This is a genomic window from Campylobacter sp. LR291e (assembly GCF_008633915.1).
Classification (GTDB): Bacteria; Campylobacterota; Campylobacteria; order Campylobacterales; family Campylobacteraceae; genus Campylobacter_D.
In genome coordinates this window covers 57,156-75,946 of sequence record NZ_VJNV01000023.1, presented here as the reverse complement: position 1 = coordinate 75,946, position 18,791 = coordinate 57,156, and the positions used below count along the sequence as shown (strand labels likewise).

General features: G+C 31.2%; 19 protein-coding genes, 1 other RNA gene and 1 pseudogene. 4 read left to right on the top strand and 17 right to left on the bottom strand.

Features of this window, described 5'->3' with window-relative positions:
- Positions 1 to 27: 27 nt before the first annotated feature.
- Positions 28 to 603: a ComF family protein gene (locus FMM58_RS04945; protein ID WP_150151779.1), complete on the bottom strand. Its 576-nt coding sequence runs from the start codon at positions 601 to 603 to the stop codon at positions 28 to 30.
- Positions 600 to 1,238: an outer membrane lipoprotein MapA gene (gene mapA, locus FMM58_RS04940; RefSeq protein ID WP_150151776.1), complete on the bottom strand. Its 639-nt coding sequence runs from the start codon at positions 1,236 to 1,238 to the stop codon at positions 600 to 602. The genes FMM58_RS04945 and mapA overlap by 4 nt, the downstream gene beginning before the upstream one ends.
- Positions 1,239 to 1,438: 200 nt before the next feature.
- Here mapA and FMM58_RS04935 point away from each other — a divergent pair, with 200 nt between their 5' ends.
- The 3 genes from FMM58_RS04935 to FMM58_RS09345 all read left to right on the top strand — a co-directional run bounded on the left by FMM58_RS04935 (position 1,439) and on the right by FMM58_RS09345 (position 4,846).
- Positions 1,439 to 2,800: an SLC13 family permease gene (locus FMM58_RS04935; RefSeq protein WP_150139918.1), complete on the top strand. Its 1,362-nt coding sequence runs from the start codon at positions 1,439 to 1,441 to the stop codon at positions 2,798 to 2,800.
- Between the two features lie 91 nt (positions 2,801 to 2,891).
- The gene (gene lepA, locus FMM58_RS04930) at positions 2,892 to 4,682 is read left to right on the top strand and encodes a translation elongation factor 4 (protein ID WP_150139917.1); all 1,791 of its coding nucleotides are present in this window, start codon (positions 2,892 to 2,894) and stop codon (positions 4,680 to 4,682) included.
- A complete protein-coding gene (locus tag FMM58_RS09345) occupies positions 4,640 to 4,846 on the top strand; it encodes a transglycosylase SLT domain-containing protein (protein WP_150139987.1) in 207 nt (68 codons plus the stop codon). The genes lepA and FMM58_RS09345 overlap by 43 nt, the downstream gene beginning before the upstream one ends.
- Here FMM58_RS09345 and FMM58_RS04920 read toward each other — a convergent pair.
- From FMM58_RS04920 to efp, 3 genes are all read right to left on the bottom strand, one after another.
- Positions 4,827 to 5,114 (bottom strand): hypothetical protein, encoded by a 288-nt coding sequence (locus tag FMM58_RS04920; protein WP_150139916.1) that lies wholly within the window; start codon positions 5,112 to 5,114, stop codon positions 4,827 to 4,829. The two genes, FMM58_RS09345 and FMM58_RS04920, sit on opposite strands and share 20 nt — an antisense overlap.
- A gap of 126 nt (positions 5,115 to 5,240) precedes the next feature.
- Positions 5,241 to 6,461, bottom strand: coding sequence for an ammonium transporter (locus FMM58_RS04915; protein ID WP_150151774.1), 1,221 nt, complete (start codon positions 6,459 to 6,461; stop codon positions 5,241 to 5,243).
- 429 nt (positions 6,462 to 6,890) lie between these two features.
- On the bottom strand, positions 6,891 to 7,460 hold the full coding sequence (gene efp / locus FMM58_RS04910) for an elongation factor P (protein ID WP_150140454.1): 570 nt from the start codon (positions 7,458 to 7,460) through the stop codon (positions 6,891 to 6,893).
- Between the two features lie 91 nt (positions 7,461 to 7,551).
- On the opposite strand from efp, the gene rnpB reads away from it, so the two are divergent.
- An RNA gene (gene rnpB, locus FMM58_RS04905) (RNase P RNA component class A) lies at positions 7,552 to 7,872 on the top strand.
- 53 nt (positions 7,873 to 7,925) lie between these two features.
- Here rnpB and FMM58_RS04900 read toward each other — a convergent pair.
- From FMM58_RS04900 to FMM58_RS04845, 12 genes and pseudogenes are all read right to left on the bottom strand, one after another.
- A complete protein-coding gene (locus FMM58_RS04900; RefSeq protein WP_150140453.1) occupies positions 7,926 to 8,150 on the bottom strand; it encodes a hypothetical protein in 225 nt (74 codons plus the stop codon).
- A complete protein-coding gene (fliS, locus tag FMM58_RS04895; protein WP_150140451.1) occupies positions 8,125 to 8,514 on the bottom strand; it encodes a flagellar export chaperone FliS in 390 nt (129 codons plus the stop codon). Before fliS ends, FMM58_RS04900 begins: the two co-directional genes overlap by 26 nt.
- 11 nt (positions 8,515 to 8,525) lie before the next feature.
- Complete coding sequence (fliD, locus tag FMM58_RS04890) at positions 8,526 to 10,463, bottom strand: flagellar filament capping protein FliD (protein ID WP_150180460.1); 1,938 nt, start codon at positions 10,461 to 10,463, stop codon at positions 8,526 to 8,528.
- Positions 10,464 to 10,856, bottom strand: coding sequence for a flagellar protein FlaG (locus FMM58_RS04885; protein WP_150180459.1), 393 nt, complete (start codon positions 10,854 to 10,856; stop codon positions 10,464 to 10,466).
- 133 nt (positions 10,857 to 10,989) lie between these two features.
- Positions 10,990 to 12,789 carry a menaquinone biosynthesis decarboxylase gene (locus FMM58_RS04880; protein WP_150180458.1) on the bottom strand — a complete coding sequence of 600 codons (1,800 nt, stop codon included), beginning with the start codon at positions 12,787 to 12,789 and terminating at the stop codon, positions 10,990 to 10,992.
- 4 nt (positions 12,790 to 12,793) lie between these two features.
- On the bottom strand, positions 12,794 to 13,720 hold the full coding sequence (gene hemC / locus FMM58_RS04875; protein WP_150140444.1) for a hydroxymethylbilane synthase: 927 nt from the start codon (positions 13,718 to 13,720) through the stop codon (positions 12,794 to 12,796).
- Positions 13,717 to 14,112, bottom strand: coding sequence for an integral memnbrane protein (locus FMM58_RS04870; RefSeq protein WP_150140442.1), 396 nt, complete (start codon positions 14,110 to 14,112; stop codon positions 13,717 to 13,719). Before FMM58_RS04870 ends, hemC begins: the two co-directional genes overlap by 4 nt.
- Complete coding sequence (locus FMM58_RS04865) at positions 14,109 to 15,821, bottom strand: proline--tRNA ligase (protein ID WP_150140440.1); 1,713 nt, start codon at positions 15,819 to 15,821, stop codon at positions 14,109 to 14,111. The genes FMM58_RS04870 and FMM58_RS04865 overlap by 4 nt, the downstream gene beginning before the upstream one ends.
- Positions 15,808 to 17,097 carry a glutamyl-tRNA reductase gene (gene hemA / locus FMM58_RS04860; protein ID WP_150140438.1) on the bottom strand — a complete coding sequence of 430 codons (1,290 nt, stop codon included), beginning with the start codon at positions 17,095 to 17,097 and terminating at the stop codon, positions 15,808 to 15,810. The genes FMM58_RS04865 and hemA overlap by 14 nt, the downstream gene beginning before the upstream one ends.
- A complete protein-coding gene (locus FMM58_RS04855; RefSeq protein ID WP_150140436.1) occupies positions 17,097 to 17,978 on the bottom strand; it encodes a polyprenyl synthetase family protein in 882 nt (293 codons plus the stop codon). The genes hemA and FMM58_RS04855 overlap by 1 nt, the downstream gene beginning before the upstream one ends.
- 78 nt (positions 17,979 to 18,056) lie before the next feature.
- Positions 18,057 to 18,470, bottom strand: a pseudogene (locus FMM58_RS04850) (exporting protein); the annotation flags it as partial.
- Between the two features lies 1 nt (position 18,471).
- Positions 18,472 to 18,735: a DUF2018 family protein gene (locus FMM58_RS04845; RefSeq protein WP_150140432.1), complete on the bottom strand. Its 264-nt coding sequence runs from the start codon at positions 18,733 to 18,735 to the stop codon at positions 18,472 to 18,474.
- Positions 18,736 to 18,791 lie beyond the last annotated feature (56 nt).

Here is an 18,791-nt window from a genome sequence, read left to right as displayed (position 1 = left end):
TTACAATAAAAGCTACATTTTACCAAATTAAACTTTTGCATCAGCTAAAACTAAAGCAAAAAGTACGCATTTTCCTTTTTTTTCTAAAAATTTTTTAGCCTCTAATAAACTACAACCCGTGGTTATAACATCATCAACTAATATAACAGGGTGTTTTATATCCTTTAAAAGTTTGTATTTTCTTTTATTTTGCTTACGAAAAGACACACTTTTACCAGAATACTTTACGAAATTTTGAGCTTGTAAAACTCTAAATTTAGGCTTTATACTAGCACTTTTTAAATGCTTTGCTAAAATAGCACAATGAGAATAAAGGGAATCTTCAACCCTATCATCAAGTGCTATGGCATTTATTTTTTCATTAGGATTAAAAAAATCCTTAAATTTGCCAAAGCTTAATTTTGCCAACATATTAAAGACAAAATACCCATAAAAATGATGTTTTGAAAATATCAAATGCTTTATCTCATCATACTTATAAAAAGAATAAACCTTAAAATTCTCTTCAAGCTTTCTAACGCCTAGAGAAAATTCCCCAAGTTCTTCTAAGCATTTATCGCAAAACACAAGCAAGGAAAAGTTGTGACAGTTAACACATCTCACAACTCAGATATTAAACTTGCTGCTTTATTTGCCATTTGTTTTATAAGCAAATGCGTATAAAAACTAATATCTCTTAGATTACTAAAGCCTTCTACATCTTGCTTAGTCCTAAGTGTAAATTTTTTATCTTTATTAATATCCTTAACGCTTAAAACCCCAACCAATCTTGAATGAAGCCCTGTGGTATCTTGCTTTGAATTAAAACCGGTAAAGCTTAAATCTATCTTGCTAACATAAGGAGAATTATTGTTGTTGTCATCTAACACCTCAATATGCCTAGCTTCTAATTCTTGCTTTAAATAAATATAAAAAGCTGTGTGAAATTGCACATCTACAAGATAAGTCCTAGTATCTGTGTTAAGTACTTTTTCTTCTTCTTTTAAGTCATAAAAACGATGCAAATATACTTTTTTAATGGCTACTGAACTATCAAGCGTACGTTTTGATGCACAACACTTAATACCCATATCGCTTACATAATAAAGTCCTTTGATTCTAGCCTCAAAAGCTTGTGAGCTTTCGCAAGAATAACACTGCGTATTATTAGCAATTTGATTTACCTGCGAGTAAGTATTACTTGAACAAGCATTTAGTAAAAAGACTGCTAATATACATAAAATGAGATTTTTTAACATCAACTCTCCTTTATGATTTTCAATTTGAAAAGGTATTTTACTAAAAAACTTATCAAAAAATATTAAAATTTTTAAATTTAATGTATATTTTTGATACTTTTTTAAACGCTAAATTAAAAGTTTTGTAAATTTAAAAATTTTTTATGAAAAATACATTCTTTTTAACTTATAATAAAACTAATTTTGTTTAAGGAGCATTTATGAGTAGAAGCATAAGAATATCTATAATTATAGTGGATATATTATTATTTATAGCACTTCTTTATTTACTACCCTTTGAGACAAAGGTAAATCAAGGCTTAGCTATATTAGTTTTTATAGCAGTTTTATGGCTAAGTGAAGCAGTTCACACAACAATAACAGCTATTTTAATCCCTATTTTAGCAGCTTGTACTGGTCTTTTAACCACTAAGGTAGCTCTGGCAGGTTTTGCTGACCCAAATATTTTTATATTCTTTGGAGGTTTTGCCCTAGCAGCTGCCATGCACTATCAAGAACTTGATAAAATCATAGCCCAAAGAATTTTACTTTTAGCTCGTGGTCATTTTGCACTTTCTTTGCTATATATGTTTATTATAACTGCATTTTTATCAATGTGGATTAGCAATACCGCCACAGCTGCTATGATGCTACCACTTGCCATTGGTATGCTTTCTAATGTGAAATTTGAAGAAAATAAGAGCACTTATGTTTTTACCCTACTTGGTATAGCTTTTTCTGCAAGTATAGGAGGAATTGGCACCCTTGTTGGTACCCCTCCAAATCTAATCGTTGCTACAAATTTAAATATAAATTTTTCTCAATGGTTACAATATGGAATCCCTATGGTCCTTGTCTTAATGCCTTTAATGTTAATAGTACTTTTCATAGTATTTAGACCAAATTTAAAACAAAAGGTAGGCGGAACCCTAGACATTATCCCTATGAATAAACAAAGATACATAACCCTAGCTATCTTTGCCTTTACTGCATTGTGCTGGATATTTTCTAGCTATTTAAGCCCTTTAGTAGCATCTTTAATCAATATGAAAAAAATTGCCTCCTTTGATAGCGTAATAGCTATTTTTGCTGCTGTTTTGGTATGTATTTTTGGCGTAATTGATTGGAAAAAAGTAGAAAAAAATACAGAATGGGGCGTTTTAATGTTATTTGGTGGTGGAATTACCCTAAGTTTAATATTAAAGGATTCAGGTGCTAGTAAGGTAATGGCTGATGGTCTTATTTGGGCTATTCAAGGAGGACATTTATTTTTAATTGGCCTAGCTATTTCTTTCTTTATAGTTTTATTAACAGAATTTACCTCAAATACAGCATCAGCTGCACTTTTAGTGCCTTTATTTATTTCAATCGCAGAATCTTTGGGTGCTCCTCCACTAGGTCTTGCCTTAATAATTGCAATCGGGGCATCTTGTGCTTTTATGCTACCAGTTGCTACCCCTCCAAATGCTATAGTTTTTGGAACAGGTTATATAAAACAATCTGAAATGGTAAGGGTAGGCATTATTTTAAATATTTGTTGTAGCGTTATAATCGCCATAGCTGCTTACTTCTTTTGGCTTTAATTTAAGATAGGCCTTGTGTCTATCTTACCTTTCTTTTAAATTTATTTTGTTACAATTTTACTTTTTTAAATTTTGAAATTTAAGGTCTTATATGAAAAATATTAGAAATTTCTCCATAATAGCACATATTGACCATGGGAAAAGCACCTTAGCTGATAGAATTATTAGTGAGTGTGGGGCGATTAGCGATAGGCAAATGAGCGAACAGGTTATGGATACTATGGATATAGAAAAAGAAAGAGGAATTACTATAAAAGCCCAATCAGTTCGCCTTGAATACACTTTTAATAAAGAAAATTTTATATTAAATTTAATAGACACCCCAGGCCATGTTGATTTTAGTTACGAGGTAAGTCGTAGCCTTGCAAGTTGTGAGGGGGCTTTGCTTGTAGTTGATGCAAGTCAAGGGGTACAAGCCCAAACCATTGCTAATGTTTATATAGCACTTGAAAATAATTTAGAAATCATACCTGTTATTAATAAAATCGATTTGCCATCAGCTGATATAAATAGGGTTAAACATGAAATAGAACATATTATAGGCATTGATTGCAAGGATGCAATTTGCGTTAGTGCAAAGACAGGACAAGGCATTAAAGAATTGATACAAAGGATAATCACGCAAATTCCACCTCCAAAGGCAAATGAAAACGCCCCAACTAAGGCTTTAATTTATGATTCTTGGTTTGATAATTATTTAGGGGCCTTAGCCCTTGTTAGAGTTTATGAAGGAAGTATTAGTAAAAACGATGAAGTTATAATAATGAGTACTGAAAAAAAGCATTTAGTGCAAGAACTTTTTTATCCTCACCCTATAAATCCTAAAAAGACAAATAGAATTTGTGCAGGCGAGATCGCAGTTGTGGTACTTGGACTTAAAACACTTGGGGACGTGCAAGTTGGCGATACTATAAGCTTAGTAAAAAACAAGGCAAAAGAAGCAATAGTAGGCTTTCAACAAGCTAAAGCTTTTGTATTTGCAGGGCTTTATTTAATAGAAACTGATAAATTTGAAGATTTAAGAGAGGCACTTGATAAATTAAAATTAAATGATAGTTCTATAACTTATGAACCTGAAACCTCCCTTGCTCTTGGTTTTGGCTTTAGAGTAGGCTTTTTAGGGCTTTTACATATGGAAGTAATCAAAGAAAGGCTTGAAAGGGAATTTAACCTAGATTTAATCGCCACAGCCCCAACCGTGACTTATGAAGTTTATTTAACTGATAATTCTATGATTAAAATTCAAAATCCTAGCGAACTACCAGCTGTTAATAAAATAGCCTATATAAAAGAACCCTTTGTTCGTGCTACAATCATTAGCCCTAGTGAGTTTTTAGGAAATTTAATTACGCTTTTAAATAATAAAAGAGGAATTCAAATAAAAATGGATTATATAACGCCTGAAAGGGTCTTACTTGAGTATGATATACCATTAAATGAAATAGTTATGGACTTTTATGATAAATTAAAAAGCTTAACTAGGGGTTATGCTAGTTTTGATTATGAACCTATTGAATTTAGAGATGCTAATTTAGTAAAGCTTGATATAAAGGTAGCTGGTGAAAATATAGACGCATTAAGCATTATAGTACCTAGTCAAAAAGCACTTAGCAAGGGACGTGAACTTGTAAAGGCTATGAAAGAAATAGTCCCTAGACAGCTTTTTGAAGTAGCCATTCAAGCAAGTATTGGAAATAAAATCATAGCAAGAGAAACGGTTAAGTCAATGGGTAAAAATGTAACTGCAAAATGCTACGGAGGCGATATTACACGCAAAAGAAAACTTTTAGAAAAACAAAAAGAAGGCAAAAAAAGGATGAAAACAATAGGTAAGGTAAAATTACCTCAAGAAGCCTTTTTAAGCGTTTTGAAGATAGATTAGAAAATTATCTTAAATTTGCTAATAATACCTATAAGATAGATTATAAAATAATTTTAGCCATAGCTTACAAAGAAAGTAGATTTAACGCAAAAACTATAAATGCAATAAATAAAAAAAATACAAAATTATTAAAAATAATTTATTTTAATATTGCCATTGTATAGGATGCTTTTCAAAATAAACTATATTAACAACTTCTTTACAATTAATAGCATTTGTTACATCTAAGTTATCATTACAAAAAACATAAAATTTTGAAAGAATATCTGCATTTTTATTAGCAAAAATACCATTTTTAACTTCTTCTTTTTTACCAAATTTACCTTTAAGCTTATTAAGCATCTCAAATTTAGTATAAAGCTCATCTTTGTGATTATTAGAACAATATTTGTCTTTTGAAAAAGTATCATTTAATGAATCGGAACAACCCAAAAATCGCACTTAAACCTAAAGCACTTATTTTTCATTTTTACCCCATTTTTTCTAATTTTTCTAAAAATTCGTATTTTATCATTTTTTTGCAAATTCAAGGACTTAAAAATTTAAGCCCTTGAATAACTAATTATAAGCTTTTTCACCATGTAAGATAATATCAAGTCCTATATTTTCATCTTCTTTTTCAACCCTAAGACTAGTAAAAAGTGAGATAAACTTAAAAATCGCATAACTTACTATAGCAGAAAGTATAATGCAAATTATTATAGCAAGGCATTGTTCTAAAAGCAAATGCCAAGAACCACTTATAAATAAGCCCTCTCCTAAATTTGACGCACCATTATTTACACTATCGCTCGCAAAAAGCCCTGTTGCAATGCCTCCCCAAACACCACCTATTCCATGCAAAGAAAAGGCGTCCAAAGTATCATCAAAGCCAAGTTTGTATTTTATATAACTAAGTCCCATGTAGCAAAAAATCGCACTCATAGCACCTATAATCATACTCTCAAGAATCCCAACATAACCACAAGCTGGTGTAATGCCTACAAGACCAGCCACGAGCCCACTAAGTCCTCCTAAAATGGATGGCTTTTTATGTTTAATCCACTCAGCCAAAACCCATACTAAAAATCCCATAGACGCTGATAATATGGTAACTATAAAAGCATTTACAGCTATTTCATCGATCTCACCTGCACTACCTGCATTAAAACCAAGCCAACCTATAAAAAGTAAGATTGCCCCTAAAAAGGCATAAGGTATGGAATGGGCTGCTGTTTGTGTAGGCTTTTCATTTCTAGCCCCTACCATTAAGGCACCAACAAGACCTGCAACGCCTGAACTAATGTGCACAACTCCACCTCCAGCAAAATCAAGACTTCCTCTTTTTAACAAAAAGCCATCGCTACTCCAAATCATATGGGCTAAAACATCATAAACTAAGGTACTCCAAAAAAGCAAAAATACCACTAAAACGCCTAATTTAACGCGTCCAACCAAGCTTCCTGTAATAATAGCAGAAGCGATTAATGCAAACATCATTTGAAATATCACAAAAAGGACATTTGGCACGCCTGCATCATTTTCCCCACTAATGCCATTTAAGGCAAAATTTGCAAAGGACCCTATAAGACCAGTGCCACTATCATCCCCAAATGATAAGCTAAAGCCTATCAAAACCCATTGTAAGCTAATGACACCAAAGACTATAAAACAATTCATAATGGTATTTAGAGTATTTTTACTTCTTACCATACCAGAATAAAACATAGCTAATGCCGGTGTCATCAGCAAAACAAGTAAAGAACAAAGCATAATAAAGCTAGTATTTACTGCGTTCATTTTTCTCTCCTTAAAAAATCAAAAGAAATTATATTTAAAATTCTTTAAAAAAATATAAAATTAATAAAATATTAATATAATTTTTTAATCAAAATTATAATTTATATCTAAAATAACTATTTTTAAGGTATTTAAAGAGAATAAAAATTTTTTAATATTTAGATTTTTGTTAGAAATTTTTTATGAAAGATAAAAATTTTAATAAAAATTCAGCTTAAATTTTGCCTTTATTTTGATAAAAATTAATGATTGAAGTATTTTTTATTTAATTTATAAAATTTTAATAAAAATATTTTAATAGTTTTAAAATTTATAGTTTTGTATATTAAATTTTTTGATATTTTTTAAGAAAGTTAAAAAGTTAAAAAATAAATTGAAAGTTTTAAAAAAAATTAATGGCAAATTTGCCATTAATATAAAAGCAAATCTTTATTTATTTACCCTTTCTATGTATTCTCCACGCACTGTGTCAACGCGGATTACTTCACCTTCTAAGATATGAAAGGGAATTTGCACAACAGCCCCCGTTTCTAAAGTGGCTGGTTTTTTATTAGAACCTTGAGTATCACCTTTAAAATTTGGGGCAGTTTCAACGATTTTAAGCTCAACTACTTGGGGTACTTCAACGCCTATTGCTTTGCCATTGTGAAAAAGCACATCAACCATCATACCATCAAGCATCCATTTTTTAACATCTCCAACATCCTCATCACTAATGCCAACTTGCTCATAGCTTTGAGTATCCATAAATTGACAATTTTCCCCATCATCATAAAGGTATTGCATAGTTTTTTCTTCTAAATTTGGAGACTCACATTTATCGCCTGCGTGAAAGGTCTTTTCTAGTACCTTACCATCGATAAATGATTTAATCTTAATGCGAACAAAGGCAGGTCCTTTACCGGGTTTTACATGCTGGTATTCTACGATTTTAAAAGGAACACCATCGATTTCAATTTTTAAGCCTTTTTTCAAATCTCCCATTGAGTAAGTTGCCATCATAATCCTTTAATAAAAAATGAGCGATATTTTAACAAATATTTTTTTATAAACTAATAAAAATTACTAAATTTTAGATAAAATTACACACAAAGCATAGTAAATGCTCGCTTCATTTTGAAGAGGAAAGTCCGAGCTGCTAAAGACAAGAATTCCATCTAACAGATGGCTAGGGCGACCTAAGGGATAGTGCAACAGAAAGTAAACTACCATGAAAATGGAAAAGGTGAAAGGGTGGGGTAAGAGCCTACCAGCGTTTTTGGTAACAATTTCGGCTATGTAAACCCAATTCGCAGCAAGAAGGGATGGTTAAAGTCTTTGTTTTTAACCCTTCGCTTGATTTTGTTTGTAAAAACAAAACTAGATAAATGAGCATTCACGACAGAACTCGGCTTATCGCTATGCTTTTAAATTTTTAATAACTTATTTTTTAATATTTTCATATTCTTTAATATTTTCACAATCTCACGATTTGACATATTTTAATGCCCTGCGGCATTTTTGAATTTCAACAGCTTGTAAGTCTTTTTTATGTTTAACTAATTTTATGGCCTCTATTAATAAGGCCCTGATTTGTACTAATTCACTTTGATTATATTCTATTCTATTAAGTAATTTTTCAAAACTTCCTATATCATCTAAAAATAAGGCTAATTTAAATTCATCAAGCCAAGTCTTGTTTTTTTTCACTATGCACTTCCCTCCAAGCCTCTAACAAACATTTGGCTACATTTATCACCTCATCAACCCTAGCTTCGTTATTTTCTAAATTTGCTAATGCTAGAAGTTGAATTTCTCTTGTATAAAGACCAGCTAAATAATACGCCACATCGCCACCTTTTTCATAATCAAGCCCGTTTATTAATTCTACAAAAATTGCAGTAGCCCTTTTAATATAATATACCCTTTGTTCTATATCTTCATTACGTATATAAACCTTTGCCCTAGCACAAAATTTCAAAATGCCCTCATAAAGCATTTCTACGAGTTTTTGGGGGGATTCTACCCCCAATTGATTTTGAGAATACGCATTACAAGCTAACTTATTTTGCATTGCTAACTCTTTTAATCATCAGACTGACTCATCATTTCAATCAACATTTCAACGGCTGAAAGTTGAGAATCAAGGGCACTTAAAATCTTTTCATACTGCAACCATTGATTTTCCATAGTTGCATATTTAGCATCAATCATTTCTTGTACCCTTTCTTTTGACTCAGTGAGTGCTGTAGTAGAAGAAGTAAGGCTTTCATCATACAAGGTTAAAGAACCATTTGTACCTATAATACCATTAATAGCATCTTTTAACTCAGCAAAGATACCGGTTGCTTCTTTGATACTTGCATACATAGTAGTTTCTTTTAAACCAAAGGTACTAAGAAAATCGCTATCACCCTTGATTTGCAAATTCGAACCGGTAGTACCAGTTAATACTAGATTATAACCTGTTTCGCCGTTTTTATTATAGGTTTCATAGCTAGCAGTTAGCCCTTCTATACCAAGGTCATTAATGTGAGTAACTAAATTTTGCATAATTTCTTCTTCGGTGTTACCTGTTAAAACAAAAGTAGAACCATCTTTATTCTTATACAAATCATAAGTAGTTTCATTGTAGATTATTTTAAAATCACCTGAACTAAAGGTTATAGAACCACCTTCATCTTGCAATGCTTTTTCTAAAGAACCTGTTTTAATGAGATTACTAGTATAAGTAAGGGTTTCATACTCTCTAATACCTGCAAAGAATTCCTCGGCAAAGTCAGGGTCTTCTTTCATCTTGCTTTCAAAGGTAGAAGAATCAAAGCTTAATACCCCATCATCTGATACACTTAAACCATAATCAAGCAAAGAAACTGAAACTTGAGAAGTTGAATAAGTACCATCATCGTTTTCAACTGTGCCTATTACTGTTTGATAACCAAAAAGGATTTTATTTATAGTTGACTTAATGCTTGTTACTGCATTTACCCCTACTAAGCTACCTGAAGTACCAGTATCAATATCATAGTCAGTAGCAGCTGAAAGATTAGCGATTAGGTTATTGTAAGCTTCAACTAAACTTTCCATAGTCTCGGTAGCAGATGATAAATCCTGTGTTACTTCAAAATTTATATCGCCTATTGTGTTAAGGGTTAGTGTAAGACCTGTGGTTAAATCATCTATGGTATTAGAAGACCTAGTGTATTTGATACCATCTATTGTAAAATAAGCATCTTGTGCAGTTTGTACGTGTAAGTCTGCATCATTTGTGATACCATAACCAGCAAAGCTAGAATCAGTAACGTCAACTGAACTAGTACTAGTATCCATCTCCCAACCTAAATTTTTTAAAATTTCCTCTGCCTCAGTACTTGTTTCATAAGTAGAAGTAGTGCTATTTTTTGTACCAGCAAAAAAAGTAATAGCATTATCAGACCCAGTATCACCACTGGTAAGGGTTAGTCTATAAGGAGCATCCTTTTCTCCTGTATTTACTATCTTTGCTACTATAGCCCCATCAGTTGCACTATTAATCTCATCTGCTAAGTCTTGATAAGTCATACTTGAAGTAACATTTATAGTATAAGATTGTCCATCAACAAAGAGTGTAAAAGCAGTAGGAGAAGTAAGGCTAGAATTTACATAACCTGTATTATTTGAAAAACCTGCACTTTGATACACATCTTTTTGTGCTAATTGAGTAACACTAACATTTAATGATTGTAAAGCTACACCACTATCTGCTGTTAAAGTAGCAGCTGGGTCATCTGTTTTGTTAGCTGTAACACTTCTTTTTGTAAAAATCGTACCATCGGCTAGTGTTGAAACAGAAGTTTTCAAACTAGAAAGCATAGTGATAAGTTCTGTTACATCGGTTTGTTTTGTGGTATTACTTTCTATTTGCGTAGTATAAGGCGTAAGTCTAGAAGTCTCATCCGCTTCCTTTAACCGATCAATAACATCTTGTGTCAAAACACCAGAAGCAAAACCTAAGCTTGATAAGCTACTTGATTCTGTTGCCATTTAAACCTCCTCATCGTAAATCATGCCCATTGCATCTCTAAAATATTCGGTTAAACGCATGGCCTCTTCGGTTGGAATTCTACGAATTTCCTTGCCTGTCATCTTTTCTACTACGCTAACATACATGCGATCAATTTCATCACTATAACCAAATCTAATATTTGAATCCATAGTTTCCATTTGCTCGTTTAATTCCTGCGTAATCTCGGCTAACTTTTCGCTTAACCCTTTATCGCTTTGCTGAGTACTCTCAATGCCATCCTGGCTTTGAACGCTTTGTATAGTATTAGTAGTACTAGCACTTTGCGAATTACTAGACTCAAAATCTGTCTTAGATACAGCCGAAGTTGTATCCATTTGCACACCTTGCATAGCTAATTTTGTCACTTCCATTTTAAAATCCTTTTTAAAATTTTTTTGTATTAGTCAATCTCTATATCGACTATTACAAAAATTAATAAACACTTTGTAAGCAATTTTAACAAATTATCTCTTGTTTTTAAAGAACTTTTTTGTTAATTTTTTATTAAATTTCAAATTTGTCAAAAAGCTGAGTATCATTTTGTATAATCTTTCTTAAAACCAAATCTTCTAAAACGCCCTTTGAACAATCAACTTGCTTTGGCCACTGCCTTGTATAATTTTCTAATTTTCCCTTTTTAGTAGCGTCCAAACAAACCCTTTCATCTTTTATAAAAACATCTCTTAATCCATCTATATTATTACTTACTCTCCAAACAAGCATGTATGGATTTTCAAGCTTATTTTCCTTATCTAAAAATACTAAAATTCTAAAATGATTTTTAAACTCAAGCAAATTTCCAAAAAGTGTTGAAATTTTTTCTTTTTTATCTATTAAAATACACACTACAGGGCTTTTTGTTTGTACATAAAACTGCTTTAAATCTATAAGGTCGATTTTACTTTTAAAAAGGTCTTTTAAATTTTCATCACTTAATATTTCAAGGGTTTGTACATGTGCTATTTTACTTGCATCAAGCCCTATTTTTCCACCAAAACACTCATCATTACTAGAATGGTCTAATTGGTCGCAAATTCCCTTGCTAATTAGGATATTGTTACTATCAAAATGCTCCAAAATATAAGGGATTAACTTATCATAATCATCTAAATCAGGGGCATTTTCATCAACAAAAATTGCATGTTTTACAAAACTCATTTGCCCAACGCCCCAAAAAGCATGCATTAATTGAGTAGCTTGAGCTGGGTATTTAAGATTAAATTTAGCTAAAATTAAATTATGAAAAACGCCATTTTCTGGCATTTTATAATCAATCAAGTCAGGTACAGAAGTTTGCAAAAGTGGCAAAAAAATCCTTTCAGTCCCAAGCCCCATAACCCTATCTTCTAAAGGAGGCTTTCCAACAACGGTAGCTTGATATACAGCATTTTTCTTAACCCTTATCTTTTCAACTTTCATAACAGGAAAAGGCAAAACCGGCGTATAAAAGCCTGTATGATCACCAAAGGGTCCTTCATCTTTAAAATTATCTATCTCAACAAAGCCCTCAATTACTATATCGCTATCAAATGGAACAAAAATTTTATTATCACAAGCAGATAAAATAGCCCTTTTTTTCTTTATAAAACCATAAAGCAAAAGTTCAAAAATTCCTTTTGGTAAAGGAGCTTGCCCACACCAAATATATAAGGGGTCACCACCAATTGCTATACTTACAGGCATTTTTTTAAGCCCTGCTTTTTTATACTCATTATAAAAATTTGCCCCATCTTTATGAATTTGCCAATGCATTAAAAGTTCTTTTTCACCACTTACTTGCAGACGATACATACCTAAATTATTTTGCTTTTTATCAAGGCTTTGAGTATAAACTTGCCCCATGGTTATAAATTTGCCACCATCTTCTTCCCAAGTTTTAAGCACTGGTAAATCATAAAGGCTATCTAATTCTTTATAGCGAAATTTAGGCCTAGGTAATTTTAATCTTTTTGGTGGTACATTTTTTAAGGAAAGTAAGAATTTAAAAAAATCAATCTTTGCACTTAAATTTGTAGGAATATGCATTTTTGTTAATTTTAAAATTTCATTTACTACTTCTTCAAAATCTCTAGTAAAGGCTAAATTTAAAGCTAATTTATTACAAAATACATTCATTAAAACAGGATGATCATAGCTTTTATTTTCTTTTTTACTAATTGGATTATTAAATAACAAAGCCTTGCCATCTTCGCCCTTTTTTGCCTCTATATAAGCAATATGTGGAATTTCAAGTTCTACATCTAAGGGCTCATTATAGATTTTTAATAAATCATTTTCTTTTAAAATTTTTATAAATCTTTGCATATTCTTACACCATTTTTAAAGCCCTTTCTAAAAGTTCTTTTGCACCTTTTTTTATAAAATCATTAGCAAATTTTTCACCAATATCATTAAATTCACTTTTTTTAACAAAAATTTTTTCTTTTAATTTTTCACTGCCATCAGGTAAGCCAAGAACTGCCCTAATGCAAATTTCACCATTTTTTAACTGGGCATTTACCCCAATGGGTACTTGACATCCTCCATCTAAGGTCCTTATAAAATCCCTTTCTATCTTTGTTTCAATAAAGGCATCTTCATCATTTAAACATTTAAGCAAGGTTAAAATTTCTTCATCATCAATGGCCTCGATTCCTAAAGCCCCCTGTGCTGCAGCTGGGATTAATTCATCCTTTGAAAAAATATAAATAAAATTTACTTCTTTATCTAAATTTAATCTTTTCACACCAGCTAAGGCTAAAACAATAGCATCAAATTCGCCATCTTTTAGCTTTTGAATGCGTGAGTTTACATTGCCTCTTAAAGAAATAATATTTAAATCAGGTCTTATAAATTTAAGTTGCATTGAGCGTCTAAGGCTTGTGGTACCTACCTTTGCATTCATAGGTAAAGCTATTAAATCTTTATATTTTTGACTAAGCATAACATCATTGCTTTCTTCTCTTTTACTAATAGCAGCTAAAACAAGGCCACTTGGAAAAAAGCTAGGTACATCTTTTAAGCTATGTACTGCTAAATGGGCTTCCTTTCTAAGCATACTTTCTTCAAGTTCTTTAGTAAAAAGTCCCTTACCACCAATCTTTGCCAAAGGAGAATCAAGCAAAACATCACCCTTTGTTTTAAAGCCTTGTAAGCTAACTGAAATTTTATGAGTTTTTTCTAAAAAATCCTTTACAAATTCACTTTGCCAAAGGGCTAGTTTGCTTTTTCTAGTTGCAATTATTAATTCTTTCATTTTCCATCCTCTATAATTTCTACATCTATAATCTCTTCATTCCCTTGCATATTTTGCCTTTGAGTTCGCCTATAACGCGTTTTTGTAAAAAATTGAAAAAATAAGGCAACAATTAAAATTAAAAATCCAAAAAAACTAGTTAAAACCCCCGGGAAAACTAGCAAAAAACCGGCTATTACAAAGGAAAATTGAGTTATCATATTTTTAACGCCACTTAATTGAAATTCAAGCATATTTTTCCAAAAAATTATCAATAAAATCACGCCTAAAAGCATACTTGCCATTATGAAAACTACAAAATTTCCAACTCCAAAAACATATATAAACAAAATGCTAATTATAAATTCGCTTATTATAACAGGGGTTAAGCTTATCTTAAATCTTTGATTCATAATAGATTCTTTTTAACTAGGTCTATGATTTCGTAATCTTTAACCGATATTTTTTGTAAGGTTTTTCTCGTTATAAATTCCACTTCTTTTAGTTCGGTATATTTTTTGCCAATTATAATTGCATAAGGAAAACCCATTAATTCAAAGTCATTAATCTTAACGCCAAATCTTTCTTTTCTTTCATCAAAAAGCACATTTATACCCAAATTTAAAAGCTTTTCATAAAGTAAATTTGCAAATTTTAAAGATTCTTCATCCTTATCATTTGAAAGTATTAAATCAAGTTCAAAGGGTGCTAATTGCTTATTCCAAATACAACCCTTAATATCATGACTAGCCTCGATTGCAACAGCTATTAATCTACTAACCCCTATGCCATAACAGCCCATAAAAAAGGGCTTTGTCTTGCCATTTTCATCTAAAAAAGTAGCATTCATGACCGATGAGTATTTTTGTCCTAGCTTAAAAATATGTCCTACTTCTATGCCCTTACTTTTTTTAAGCACTCCTCCGCAATGAACGCAATTGTCCCCTGCGTTTACTTCAACTAAGTCCTTAAAACGTTCTTTTTTTAAATTTACAACATTAATGCCTATTAAATGGTAATTTTTTTCATTTGCTCCTATTATCATTTGGGTTTCATTTTCAAGTTCTAAGTCTATATAAAAATCAACGCCCTTTAAGCCAACAAATCCTATATATCCAGCCTCTAAGCCAACTTTTGCCAATTCATCTTCATCAACTTCTTCAAATTCTAAAGCCCCACAAGCATTTAAGGCTTTTTTTTCTTGTAGATTATCACTTCCTCTTATGAAAAATATAACGATTTTTTCATCATTTTCATAAATTGCCTTTTTTGCCACTGCCTTAATGGTATAAAAGCTATCTATTTTAAAAAATTTGGCTAATTCATCTATGGTTTTTATGTTTGGAGTGTGAAATTTACTTACAAAATTTGCCTGGGGTCTTGGAGCGTTTGAAATTTTCTTAGTCCTTTTTGCTGCTTCAATATTTGCTGCATAAGAACAATTTTCACAAAGTATTATATCATCTTCGCCATTTTGTGCTAATACCATAAATTCTTTACTGCCACTTCCTCCAATCGCCCCACTATCTGCATCAACAGCCCTAAAATCAAGCCCTAAACGCGTTAAGATATTTGAATACGCCTTAAACATATTGTCAAATTCTCGCCCCAAATCTTCTTCATTTGCATGAAAACTATAAGCATCCTTCATTAAAAACTCACGACATCTCAAAAGCCCAAATCTAGGCCTAGCCTCGTCTCTAAATTTAAGTCCTATTTGATATAAATTCAAAGGAAGTTCTTTATAACTTGTAACTTTGTTTTTAACTATTGAAAGCATGGCTTCTTCATGGGTAGGTCCTAAAACAAAATCATTTTCTTTTCTATCTTTAAATCTTAAAAGTTCTTTTCCAAAAATATTATAACGACCACTTTCTTGCCACAAAGTAGCAGGGGTTACAAAGCTAAGGCTTACTTCTAGTGCCCCTGCCTTATCCATTTCATCTCTTACTATATTTTCAATCTTACTTAAAACCCTTTTTCCAAGTGGTAAAAAATTATACAAACCACTACCAATTTGTTCTACAAAGCTACCTCTAAGTAAAAAAATATGACTTGGTAACATAGCATCCTTTGGAGCTTGTTTTGAACTTGGTGCGTATAATTTACTAAATTTCATCATCATTCTCCATAATTAAAACCTTATTTTCTTCTTGATTATTTAAATTAAAAATATAACGCATAGCACTTATGATACTATCACTTTCGATTTTACCTTGTAATTTTTTTAAATTTATAGTTGGATTATGCAAAAATGCCTTAAAAACTTGGTGTATTAATTTTCTAGCCTCTTCTTTATCAGAGCCTCTTAAATAGCCCTTTTTAATGGCAATTTCAAGCTGTATTCTAGCACATTCTTTTGCCCTAAGCCTTAATTCTTTTATGATAGGATGCAAGGCTAAATCATTTAAATACTTAAAAAATTCATTTGTCATAGACCCTATTATAGAATACGCCACACTGGCTTCACATTCTCTAAGGGCTAAGTTTTTACGAACTACTTCTTCTAAATCATCTACCGCAAAGACCCTTATTTTTTCACTAGAATCTAAGTCAATATCTCTGGGGACTGCTATATCAAAAAAGTATCTTTTAAAATTTACTTCTTTGATTAAGGAAGTTGTTATGATTGCTGAATTTGCATTTGTGGCTGAAAAAAATACTTCATATTCGTTTATGTATTTAGCTAGTTTTTCTATGCTATCAAAGCTTGTTAAAACGCCTAAATTTTTACTTAAATTTTCAGCTTTTTTGATATCTCTATTTAAAATAATCACCCTCGCGCCAGCTGCGATTAAATGCTTACAAGCTAACTCGCCCATTTCACCAGCCCCGATTACAATAACTTCTTTTTGCTTTAAATTTATTAATTCCTTAGCCTTAGCCACGGCAACAGAAGCAACTGATATAGGATTTTTAGAAATTTGAGTTTGATTTCTAATCTTTGCTGCACACTTAAAGGCATATTGTATAGCTCTGCTTAAATTTACACCACAATAATTATTTTTAACAGAAAAATTAAAGGCATTTTTTAGCTGTCCTGCAATCTGCGTTTCGCCTATTACTAAGCTATCTAAAGAACTTGCCACTGCAAAAAGATGATGAATTGCCCCACTATCTTCAAAAATATCAGCCTTTTGCATTAAAAGTTCTTTATCAACTCCACAAAGCAAGGATAAAGTAGATACCATATAATCAGCTATTCCACTAAGTTTTTTAACAAAGGCTATTAATTCTACCCTATTGCAAGTGCTTAACACCAAGCTTTCTACGATATCATCTTTTGAATTTAGTATTTTTAAAAACTCATTTTGCTTATCATCTACACTTAAACTTAATTTTTCCCTTAAAGAAATATCTGTATTTTTGTGAGTAAATGAAATACAAAAATAATGCATTAAAATTCCCTATCTATCATCGCTTTAACGATATTTTCTAATTTTTCATTTTTATATTCTTTAATCGCATTTAAGGCTAAATTTGCATACTCCTTAGCCTCTTCTACTGCCTTTTTTAAGGGTTTTTCAATACTCTTTAAAAGCCAGTTTTTTTCATCTTCGCTAATTTCCTTTTTAAAAAGGGTCTTTAACTTATTTTTATCTTCTAAACTTTCATACAAATAAATATAAGGCAAGGTTACCTTGCCTTCTTTAAAATCATTAAGGGCAGGTTTTCCAAGCTTATCACTACTTCCACTAACATCTAAAACATCATCTATCATTTGAAAGGCAAGGCCTAAATTTTTTCCATATTCTCCAAATTTTTCTTCGTTTAAATTCTCTAAAATAGCCCCACATCTTGCACTAGCTTCGATTAAAACAGCAGTTTTATTATAAATCATATCTAAATATGCCTTTTTGTCGCTATTAAAAGTTTGACTTAAACTTACATCCATTAACTCGCCAATAGCCAAATTTGAAACGGCTTTTGAGATGATTTGTCCAAAAATTGCTTCGATTTTGCTTAATTCAAAAAAGGCCTTAGCATATAAAATATCACCAAGCATTAGGGCATTTTTAACGCCAAATTCAGCGTTTATTGATTTTACCCCTCTTCTTAACTTGCTATCATCAATAATATCATCATGTAATAAACTAGCTAAATGTATAAGTTCAATAACAGCACAAAGTATAAAGGCTTTTTTACTAGGTTTTGCGATGCTTAAAAGTAGTTTTGAACGAAGTTTTTTACCCGAATTTGTATGTTTCATCATATCTAAAATAGGTGGATAGTTTAAATCTTTTAAAAAACTTTCTATTAAAGAATCAATTTCTTGCACAAAATTTCCTTTTTTTTTTTTTTATTATTTTATTATTTTTTACTTAATCTAGTTTGTATTTTGTATATTATTCATATTTTTTGGATCTAAAAATTTCACCTCAAGCCTAGAATCTCTATCTTCAATATACACCCTAAATGTTGCAATCCCCCTTGAAAAGTCTTTAAATTCAAAAACCAAACGAGCCCTGTCAATATTTGGATTTGTATAATCAGGGATTAGTGTTTGAGAATACCAGTTTAAATTTCTACGCAAGGACATAACAAATTGGCGAGGGTATTTTCTAAATTTTGTATGAACTATCATATTTGTATTATCAAAAAGGGTCCAATAAAAGTCAAAATTTTGAACATCATTTTCGTATCCTAACTCTTTTATCTCAACACTTGCCCTTTCATCTTTATTTAGTTTAAAATCATAAATATGTGCAAATTCAGGCTCAGCACAAAAAGAACTTATAAAAAATACACACAAAATAAAAATTTTTCTCAACTTATCCCTCGTGCCCTAAAATTTTTGCCGTAAGTTCTATAAAAATATCGTTTTTTCTTTCACTCATTAACTCAGCATTTTCTAGGATAAATTCCCTTAAATGCCTCTCGTTTAAGCCTTGTTTTTCTAGTAATTCAATCATTGCTATATATTCTTCAAAAAAGCTTTCAAAGGTCTTTTCTAAGGCTCCTAAATTGCCGTTTTGTAAAATTTCTATAAATTTTTCCTTAGGGCTTTTGTTTAACATTTCATCTAAAAAATCCATTTTTCTTACCTTAAAATTTTTTAAGCCTTGATTATAAAATTTTAAAAGTTAAAAGC

Excerpts from the sequence above, each read along its gene's own strand:
- mapA (WP_150151776.1), bottom strand. The coding sequence starts at position 1,238 with ATGTTAAAAAATCTCATTTTATGTATATTAGCAGTCTTTTTACTAAAT.
- FMM58_RS04935 (WP_150139918.1), top strand. The coding sequence starts at position 1,439 with ATGAGTAGAAGCATAAGAATATCTATAATTATAGTGGATATATTATTA.
- lepA (WP_150139917.1), top strand. The coding sequence starts at position 2,892 with ATGAAAAATATTAGAAATTTCTCCATAATAGCACATATTGACCATGGG.
- FMM58_RS04915 (WP_150151774.1), bottom strand. The coding sequence starts at position 6,461 with ATGAACGCAGTAAATACTAGCTTTATTATGCTTTGTTCTTTACTTGTT.
- efp (WP_150140454.1), bottom strand. The coding sequence starts at position 7,460 with ATGGCAACTTACTCAATGGGAGATTTGAAAAAAGGCTTAAAAATTGAA.
- fliS (WP_150140451.1), bottom strand. The coding sequence starts at position 8,514 with ATGCAAAATAAGTTAGCTTGTAATGCGTATTCTCAAAATCAATTGGGG.
- fliD (WP_150180460.1), bottom strand. The coding sequence starts at position 10,463 with ATGGCAACAGAATCAAGTAGCTTATCAAGCTTAGGTTTTGCTTCTGGT.
- FMM58_RS04885 (WP_150180459.1), bottom strand. The coding sequence starts at position 10,856 with ATGGAAGTGACAAAATTAGCTATGCAAGGTGTGCAAATGGATACAACT.
- FMM58_RS04880 (WP_150180458.1), bottom strand. The coding sequence starts at position 12,789 with ATGCAAAGATTTATAAAAATTTTAAAAGAAAATGATTTATTAAAAATC.
- hemC (WP_150140444.1), bottom strand. The coding sequence starts at position 13,720 with ATGAAAGAATTAATAATTGCAACTAGAAAAAGCAAACTAGCCCTTTGG.
- FMM58_RS04870 (WP_150140442.1), bottom strand. The coding sequence starts at position 14,112 with ATGAATCAAAGATTTAAGATAAGCTTAACCCCTGTTATAATAAGCGAA.
- FMM58_RS04865 (WP_150140440.1), bottom strand. The coding sequence starts at position 15,821 with ATGATGAAATTTAGTAAATTATACGCACCAAGTTCAAAACAAGCTCCA.
- hemA (WP_150140438.1), bottom strand. The coding sequence starts at position 17,097 with ATGCATTATTTTTGTATTTCATTTACTCACAAAAATACAGATATTTCT.
- FMM58_RS04845 (WP_150140432.1), bottom strand. The coding sequence starts at position 18,735 with ATGGATTTTTTAGATGAAATGTTAAACAAAAGCCCTAAGGAAAAATTT.